Source organism: Falsiroseomonas sp. RANM36, from assembly GCF_056682175.1.
In genome coordinates, this window is sequence record NZ_JBWXTD010000004.1 from 485,684 (window position 1) to 493,196 (window position 7,513).

8 protein-coding genes are annotated in these 7,513 nt (G+C 73.1%); 6 read left to right on the forward strand and 2 right to left on the reverse strand.

Annotated features, from left to right (window positions below):
* Positions 1 to 694, reverse strand: a 694-nt coding sequence (locus AC1MIR_RS16090) for an urease accessory protein UreH domain-containing protein (protein WP_480029200.1), incomplete at its 3' end; no start/stop codon positions are given.
* A gap of 115 nt (positions 695 to 809) precedes the next feature.
* Here AC1MIR_RS16090 and AC1MIR_RS16095 point away from each other — a divergent pair.
* A complete protein-coding gene (locus tag AC1MIR_RS16095; protein ID WP_480029201.1) occupies positions 810 to 1,190 on the forward strand; it encodes a septal ring lytic transglycosylase RlpA family protein in 381 nt (126 codons plus the stop codon).
* A 5-nt stretch (positions 1,191 to 1,195) separates the two neighbouring features.
* Here AC1MIR_RS16095 and AC1MIR_RS16100 read toward each other — a convergent pair whose 3' ends face one another.
* Positions 1,196 to 2,887, reverse strand: coding sequence for a thiamine pyrophosphate-requiring protein (locus AC1MIR_RS16100; protein ID WP_480029202.1), 1,692 nt, complete (start codon positions 2,885 to 2,887; stop codon positions 1,196 to 1,198).
* Between the two features lie 87 nt (positions 2,888 to 2,974).
* Here AC1MIR_RS16100 and AC1MIR_RS16105 point away from each other — a divergent pair, with 87 nt between their 5' ends.
* The 5 genes from AC1MIR_RS16105 to AC1MIR_RS16125 form a co-directional block, all read left to right on the forward strand.
* The gene (locus AC1MIR_RS16105) at positions 2,975 to 4,141 is read left to right on the forward strand and encodes an ABC transporter substrate-binding protein (RefSeq protein WP_480029203.1); all 1,167 of its coding nucleotides are present in this window, start codon (positions 2,975 to 2,977) and stop codon (positions 4,139 to 4,141) included.
* Positions 4,142 to 4,149: 8 nt separating this feature from the next.
* Positions 4,150 to 5,025, forward strand: a complete 876-nt coding sequence (locus tag AC1MIR_RS16110) for a branched-chain amino acid ABC transporter permease (protein ID WP_480029204.1) — start codon at positions 4,150 to 4,152, stop codon at positions 5,023 to 5,025.
* 5 nt (positions 5,026 to 5,030) lie between these two features.
* Positions 5,031 to 5,984, forward strand: a complete 954-nt coding sequence (locus AC1MIR_RS16115) for a branched-chain amino acid ABC transporter permease (protein ID WP_480029205.1) — start codon at positions 5,031 to 5,033, stop codon at positions 5,982 to 5,984.
* On the forward strand, positions 5,984 to 6,730 hold the full coding sequence (locus AC1MIR_RS16120; RefSeq protein ID WP_480029554.1) for an ABC transporter ATP-binding protein: 747 nt from the start codon (positions 5,984 to 5,986) through the stop codon (positions 6,728 to 6,730). Before AC1MIR_RS16115 ends, AC1MIR_RS16120 begins: the two co-directional genes overlap by 1 nt.
* Positions 6,723 to 7,513 (forward strand): ABC transporter ATP-binding protein (locus AC1MIR_RS16125; protein WP_480029206.1); only part of this gene is annotated, 791 nt, incomplete at its 3' end. The genes AC1MIR_RS16120 and AC1MIR_RS16125, both read left to right, overlap by 8 nt.

The window sequence follows — 7,513 nt, forward strand, 5'->3', positions numbered from 1 at the left end:
GACGAGGTTGCAGGTCCTGGCGCGCCGCGCCATCGCCGCCATGGCGCTCATCCCCTGCCTGGCCCTGGCCTTCGGGGCGGCGGCGCAACCCGCCCCGCCCGCCCCCCCCCCCCCGCCCCCCGCCCCGGGGGCGGGGGGGGGCGGCGGCCGCGGCCAGCGCGGCGTAGAGCATGCCGCAGGGCAGCGCCGAGAGGGCGAGACCCCGCCCGCGGCCGCGCAACCCGGGCGGTGCGGCGAGCAGCGGCGCCACCAGCGCACCAAGCCGCGCGCCAAGGCCGGGCAGTGCCGGCAGGGCGAGATGGCCGCGCGGCCGGAAGCGCTCCGGCAGTCGCGCCGAGGCCTGCGCCGCCATCAGCAGCGCCGCGGCCAGCAGCAGCAGCGCCAGCAGCCAGCGCAGCCCGCTGAGCTGGGTCACCAGCCCGGCGGTGGCCCCGGCAAGTGCGCCGAGCAGCCCGTAGCCCAGCATCCGGCCCAGATGATAGGGCAGCAGCGCCGCGCCGGAGAGCCGCGCCAGGATGCCGCCAGCGGCGCTGCTTCCCGCCCGGGCGCCGGCCTGGGCGAGGACGAAGGGGGCGCACATGCCGGCGCAATGCGTGACCCCGCCGGCCAGCCCGGCGAGGAACAGCGCGGTCGCGAGCGCCGGCAGCCCCTCGGGGCCGAGCGCTGTCAGGTCGCTGAGGCAGTTGGCCAGCATCGGCGCCTTTCCACCATGGGAGGGCGGGCTTGTCCTTGCGCTGGATCAAGCCCCCGGCCGGGCCTTCCAGGGGGCCGGGGTTGCCCCGGCGGGCGCCAGCCTGTTTGTTGGGGGGATGACGGAGACCCTCCCGCGGCGCGCGGCGCTGCCCGCCCTCCTTACCCTCGGCCTGCTGGCCCCGTTCCGGGCCGAGGCCTTCGAGCCCCAGGTCGGCGTCGCGGCGATCTACGATGCGCAGCGCTTCACCGGGCGCCCCATGGCCAATGGCCGGCCCTTTGATCCCACGGCCAATGTCGCGGCGCATCGCCACCTGCCCTTCGGCACCGAGGCCGAGGTGACCAACCTGCGCACCGGCGCGCGGACCCGCGTCGTGATCAGCGACCGCGGCCCATTCACGCCGGGGCGCATCATCGACCTCTCGCCCCGCAGCGCCCGGGAGATCGGCATCCGCGGCATCGGCCAGGTGGAGGTCAGGCCGGTCCGCCCCGCGCAGTAGGGCGCCTACCGGCAGCGCACCGAGACCAGCGCCTGGGTGCCGGCGCGCACCGTCGCCACCGCCGCCTCCAGCGCCGCGTCGAGCTCGGCCGCGTGCTCGATCCGCCAGCCGCGGCCGCCACAGGCCTCGATGATCCGCACTTGGTCGGGCACGGCGCCGAAATCGGACAGCGGAATGCGGCCCGAGGCGACCGCGGCGCCTTGCGGATACATCGCGGTGGTGGCGCGCTTCACCGCGCCATAGCCGCCATTGTCGAAGATGACGCTGAGCACCGGCAGCCCCTCGGCCGCGCTCGCCTGGTGGCAGACCACCGGATTGGCGAAAAGGTAGGAGCCGTCGCCGAGCGCGGCCACCACCAGGCGTTCCGGCGAGGCGAGCTTGGCGCCAAGCGCCGCCGGCAGGCCCCAGCCGAGCGAGCCGACGGGCGATGAGCCGAAGAAGCTCGCCGGATGGCGAAGCGTCATCGCGGGGCGGATCAGCGGGTATTCGTTCACCAGCAAAGCATCCGGTGCAGGGCCGCCGCGCGCCGCGGCGAGGCGGGCGGTGACGAAGGCCATGCTCATCGTCGCGCCGCCGGGATCGCGCGCGGCGGCGAGGCCGCGCTCGCGCGCCGCCGCATTCGCGGTGGCGAGGGCCGCGCCGCGCGCCGCGATGCGCGCGGCAGGCGCAGGCGCCGCGGCCGCCAGCGCGGCGGCGAGCGCCGGCAGCAGATCCGCGGCGCGCACCGGCAGCGCCGCCTCGCCCCCGAAGCCGCGCATCGGGTAGCGGGCGAAAAGCGGGTCCGGGCCGGCATGGAAGATCCGCGCATCGGCGCGCGGCGTGCGCTGCGCGGGGATCCAGGGCACGTCGCATTCCAGCACCAGCACCGCATCGGATTCCGCCAGCCAGGGATCCACCTCGAAGCCGCCATGCATCGGATGCGCATTGTCGAGGCTGTGGAAGCGCGGCCGGTATTCCACCACGCGCAGCGCGAAGCGGGCGGCGAGATCGGCCAGCAGCGCGGGCACCGCCGCCTCGCGGCCGGCGGAGGCGGTGACGATCAGCGGGCGCTCGGCCGCGGCGAGCGCCGCCGCGATGGCGGCGAGCGCGCGCGGATCCGGCGCCGCAGGCGCGGCAGCGGGCGGATCGGGCACGGCGGGCATGGTCGGCACCGGCGCCGCCAGCACCTCGCGCGGCAGCATCAGCGCGACCGGCCCCTGCGGGTCGGACATCGCGATGGCGAGGGCGCGCGCGACGGCGGGCTCCGCCTGCTCGGGGCGGCGCAGCTCGTAGTCCCACTTCACCGCCTCGCGCAGCATCGCACCCTGGTCGAACATCTCCTGCGCCCAGTGGATGTTGAGGCTGCGCGCGCCGGGCGCGCCGGCTTCCAGCAGCGGCGTGCGGCCGGCGAGGAAGATGACCGGGACGAATTCGCGCGCGGCGTTGAACAGCCCGCCCAGCGCATTCGCCGCGCCGACATTCACATGCACCATCACCGCCTGCGGATGGCCGGAGACCATCGCATGGCCATGCGCCATGCCGATCGCGAGGTTCTCGTGCGCGCAGAGGATCGGGCGCGGCAGGCCTTCCGGCGCGCGCGCATAGGCCTCGATCACCGAGGGAAAGTCGGTGCCGGAATTGGCGAAGAGATGCGTCACGCCGCGCGCCGCCAGCGCCTGCAGCAGCGCCGCGCCGGCACTCGGGGCTGGCTCGTGCATCCTGGTCCTCGGCTTGTCCGACCAATTTCGCAAGCCTAGGCTCGGCGCCAACACCGCGCCAGCGGCGCGAAAGAAGGGAGAGGCAGGATGTCGATGCTGCATCGTCGGACCTTCGTGGCCGCGCTCGCCGCCGGCCTGGTGGGCGCCGGGCGCGCCGGGGCGCAGGGCGGGACTCTCACGCTCGGCATCCTCACCGCGCTCTCCGGCCCGCTGGCGGCGCCGGGACGCTTCCAGATGAACGGCTTCAACCTGGCGAAGGACGAGCTGAACGAGGCCGGCGGGATCGAGGTCGGCGGGCGGAAGCTGCAGGTGGAGCTGAAGGTGTACGACACCCGCGGCAACCCGGCCGAGGGCGCATCCTCCATGCAGCGGCTGACCACGGTGGACCGCGTGCCGGTGGTGCTCGGCGAACTGTCCTCCGGCGTGGTGCCCGCGGTGGGGCCGATCGCCGAGGAGAACGAGGTGCCGTTCATCATGACGGTCCCGACGGGACCCGGCCTGACGAAGCAGCGGAACCGCTGGGTGTTCCGCGTCAACGCGCACAACGACATGCTGGGCAAGGCGCTGGCCGACTTCGTGGCGCAGCGCGACTGGAAGCCGCTGGCCTTCATCGCCTGGAACAACGATGCCGGGCGCGGCGGCGTGCGCGGCATGCAGGAGGCGCTGCCGCAGGGCTTCCCCATTGCCTATACCGGCTACTTCAACGTGGGCGAGGTGGATTTCTCCGCCCACATCACGAACATCCGCAATTCCGGCGCCAAGGCGGTGATGCTGTTCATGGACGAGGAGCCGGGCAGCCTCGCCATCAGCCAGATCCGCGCCGCCGGCCTGCCGGTGCAGCTGATCGGCACGCTGGCCATGGGGTCGGACCGGTTCCTGCGCCGGCTGGATGCGCAGCGGCTGAGCGGCATGGTGCAGTACAACGCCTTCCCGCCGAACGCACCGGTCCCGCGCATCCAGGCCTTCTCGCAACGCTATCGCGCCCGCTTCAACGAGGAGGCGCACGGCTTCGCCGCGCAATCCTATGACGGGCTGATGATGGCGGCCGCGGCGATCCGCGCCGCCAACAGCGTGCAAGGGCCGCGCATCCGCGATGCGCTCGCCCGCATCGAGCACCAGGGCGTGACCGGGACGCTGAAATTCGATGCCGAGGGCCAGGCGCATCCGCCGGTCTATGTCACCGAATGGTGCGCCGACGGGCGGCGCAGCATCCTCTATCCGGCGGAGCTCGCGGCGGGCTGCGGCGCGGGCTGAGCGCCCGCATGCTCGCCTTCGCCGAGCAGGGCGTGAACGGCCTGATGATGGGCTCGATCTACGTCTTCGTGGCGCTCGGCATGATGCTGATCTACGGCGTCATGCATGTGCTGAACTTCGCCCATGGCGCGCTGTTCATGCTCGGCGCCTATGTCGCGCAGACGATCTTCATGCGCGTCCTCGACAACTACCTGCTGGCGGTGGCCGGCGCGGTGCTGTTCCTGATCCTGGTCGGCGCGCTGCTGGAACGCGGGGTCTTCGCGCCGCTGCGCGGCAACCTCCGCAACCAGGTGATCGCCTCGCTCGGGCTCGTGCTGGTGATCCAGAACACGGTGGTCGCCGTCTTCGGGCCGAACGCGCTGCAGTTCCCGGTGCAGGCGACGCGGGCCACGGTGCAGCTCGGCCCGCTGTCCTTCGCCGTGCAGCACCTGCTGATCATCGCGGTGGGCGCCGTCTGCGTCGCCGCGCTCTTCGCCTTTCTGCACCTGACGAAGCTCGGCACCGCGCTGCGCGCCGTCTCGCAGAACCCGCGCGGGGCGCTGGTGGTGGGGATCGACGTTGAGGCGACGCACAGGCTGGCCTTCGCCCTTTCGATGGCGCTGGCGGCGATCGGCGGCGCGCTGCTCGGGCCGCTGTTCCTGGTGTTTCCGCAGATGGGCGACCTGCCGCTGGTGAAGGGGCTCGCCGGCATCGTGCTGGGCGGCATGGGCTCCATCCCCGGCGCGGTGATCGGCGGGCTGGCCATCGGCGTGATCGAGGCGACCTCCACGCTGGTGCTGCCGACGGACTGGAAGGACGTGGTGGTGTTCTGCACCATCGTCGTCGTGCTGCTGCTGCGGCCGCAGGGCCTGTTCGGCCAGCGCACGCGGGACGACCACGGATGAGCCGCATGGCCGTCCTGGCCTTCTGCCTCGCCACGCCGGCGCTGGTCTGGAGTATCGCGCAGGGCGCCCTGCCGCCCTATCTACTGCACATCCTGGCGCTGGCCTGCACCTACGCCATACCCGCGATCGGGCTGAACATCATGCTCGGCTATGCCGGGCTGGTCTGCCTGGGGCATGCGGCCTTCGTCGGGCTCGGCGCCTATACGCTCGGCATCATGGCGGTGGATCACGGCTGGAGTTTTTGGGGCGCGCTGCCGCTGGCGGCGCTCGTGACGGGCGTGGCGGGCGGTGCGCTCGGCGCCGTCACGCTCCGGCTGCGGACGCATTTCTTCATGATCGCGACGCTGGCCTTCGGCCTGGTGCTGCATGCGGTGATGAACAACTGGGAGGAGCTGACGCACGGCCCCGTGGGCCTGCCGGGCATCCCGCGCCCGGAAGGCTTCACCCTGCTCGGGCTGGACTTCGCGTTCCGCCGGCTGCCGGATTTCGCGGCCTTCGCGGTGGGCGCGACGGCGGTGGCCTTCGCCATCTCCGCCCTGCTGGTGCGGTCCGATTTCGGGCGCATGCTGGTCGCGATCCGGCAGGACGAGACGCTTGCCGCGGCGAAGGGCGTGAACGTCACCGCGGGCAAGGTGCTGGCCTTCGCCATCGGCGCCGCCATCGCGGGCGCGGGCGGGGCGGTGAAGGTGGCGTTCCTGCGCGTGGCCGCGCCGGCCTCCTTCGAATATCTCGAGGGCATCAACCTGGTCCTGATCGTGATCATCGGCGGCGCCGGGCGGCTTTCCGGGCCGCTGCTGGGTGCGCTGCTCTTCGTCGCGCTGCCCGAGTATCTGCGGGTCGCGGCGGAATGGCGGCTGGTGTTCTTCGGCGTGGCGCTGGTGATGCTGATGCGCTTCGCGCCGGAGGGCCTGGCGGGCATCGCGGCACGGCTGTTCCGGCGCAAGACAGCGGCCGCTTGATGCTGCTGGAAGCGCGCGAACTGACAAAGAACTTCGGCGGGGTGCGGGCGCTGGACGGGGCGGGCTTTGCCATCGCGGAAGCGGGCATCGTCGGGCTGATCGGGCCGAATGGCGCGGGCAAGACCACGCTGTTCGACATGATCGCCGGGCGGCAGCTGCCCGACGCCGGGCGCGTGCTGCTGGACGGGCGCGACGTGACGGCGCTGCCGCCGGAAGGCCGCGCGGCGCTCGGCCTGGCGCGGACCGTCCAGGAATGCCGCGTCGTCCCCGAGTGGTCGCGGCGCGAGAACCTGCTGTTCGCCGCGCGGCCGCGCGGCTTCGGCGCGGCGCTGCTGCGTGCCTTCACGCGGCGCGATGCGCGGCCGGCCGGCGCGGCGGCGCGAGCCGAGGCGCTGCTGCGGCTCGCCACGCTCGATGCCTATGCCGATGCGCCGGCCTCGATCCTCTCCTTCGGGCAGCGCCGCATGCTCGAGATCGCGAGCGCGCTGATGACGCGGCCGCGCTGGCTGCTGCTGGACGAGCCGGCCGCCGGCATCAATCCCGGCCTGCTCGACGCGCTCGGCCGCTTCCTGCGGCAGGCGCATGAAGACCAGGGCGGGCTGTTCCTGATCGTCGAGCACAACATGGAGTTCATCATGGGGCTCGCCGGGCGGATCATCGTGATGCACCAGGGCGCGGTGCTGGCCGATGGCCCGCCCGAGGCCGTGCAGTCCGACGCAGCGGTCATCGAGGCCTATCTTGCCTGAACCGCTCCTCGCCGCCGAGGGCGTCTCCGCCGGCTATGGCGGGCGGATGATCGTGGAGGAGGTTTCCCTCGCCGTCGCGCCGGGCGAGGTGCTCTGCCTGCTCGGGCACAACGGCGCTGGGAAGTCCACGCTGCTGCGCGCCTTCTTCGGCCTGCTGCCCGGGCGCATCGGGCATGTGACGGTGGCAGGCCGCAGCCTGGACGGGCTCGCGCCGCGCGATGTGCTGCGCGCGGGCCTCGCCTATGTGCCGCAGGAGCGCAGCGTCTTCCCGAAGCTGACGGTGCGCGAGAATTTGCGCATGGGCGGCTATGCGCTGGACGACGCCGCGCTGCTGGCGCAACGCGTCGAGCAGGCGCTCGATCTGTTCCCGCGCCTGCGCGAACGCCTCGGGCAGCTGGCCGGCACGCTTTCGGGCGGCGAGCAGCGCATGCTGGAGGTGGCGCGCACGCTGCTGCTCGATCCGCGCGTGGTGATGCTGGACGAGCCCTCGATCGGCCTCGCGCCGCGGCTGGCGGAGCAGGTTTTTTCCACGATCCGCGACCTGGCGGCGCAGGGGCGCGGGATCCTGCTGGTGGAGCAGTCCGTGAAGCGCGCCCTGGCCGTTTCCGACCGCGCGGTGGTGATGGAGATGGGGCGCATCGTACTGGAGGATTCCGCCGCCGCGCTGGCGGCGGGTGGAGGCGGATCGCCGCTACGCAGCGTGGATGGACGCCGTCCGGCGCGTGCTCACGGCATGATCTACGAGACGCTCGGCGTCGCGCCGATCATCAACGCGGCCGGCAC

Bases quoted from the DNA above. Each gene is read 5' to 3' on its own strand.
- AC1MIR_RS16095 (WP_480029201.1), top strand. From the start codon at position 810: ATGACGGAGACCCTCCCGCGGCGCGCGGCGCTGCCCGCCCTCCTTACC.
- AC1MIR_RS16100 (WP_480029202.1), bottom strand. From the start codon at position 2,887: ATGCACGAGCCAGCCCCGAGTGCCGGCGCGGCGCTGCTGCAGGCGCTG.
- AC1MIR_RS16105 (WP_480029203.1), top strand. From the start codon at position 2,975: ATGTCGATGCTGCATCGTCGGACCTTCGTGGCCGCGCTCGCCGCCGGC.
- AC1MIR_RS16110 (WP_480029204.1), top strand. From the start codon at position 4,150: ATGCTCGCCTTCGCCGAGCAGGGCGTGAACGGCCTGATGATGGGCTCG.
- AC1MIR_RS16115 (WP_480029205.1), top strand. From the start codon at position 5,031: ATGGCCGTCCTGGCCTTCTGCCTCGCCACGCCGGCGCTGGTCTGGAGT.
- AC1MIR_RS16120 (WP_480029554.1), top strand. From the start codon at position 5,984: ATGCTGCTGGAAGCGCGCGAACTGACAAAGAACTTCGGCGGGGTGCGG.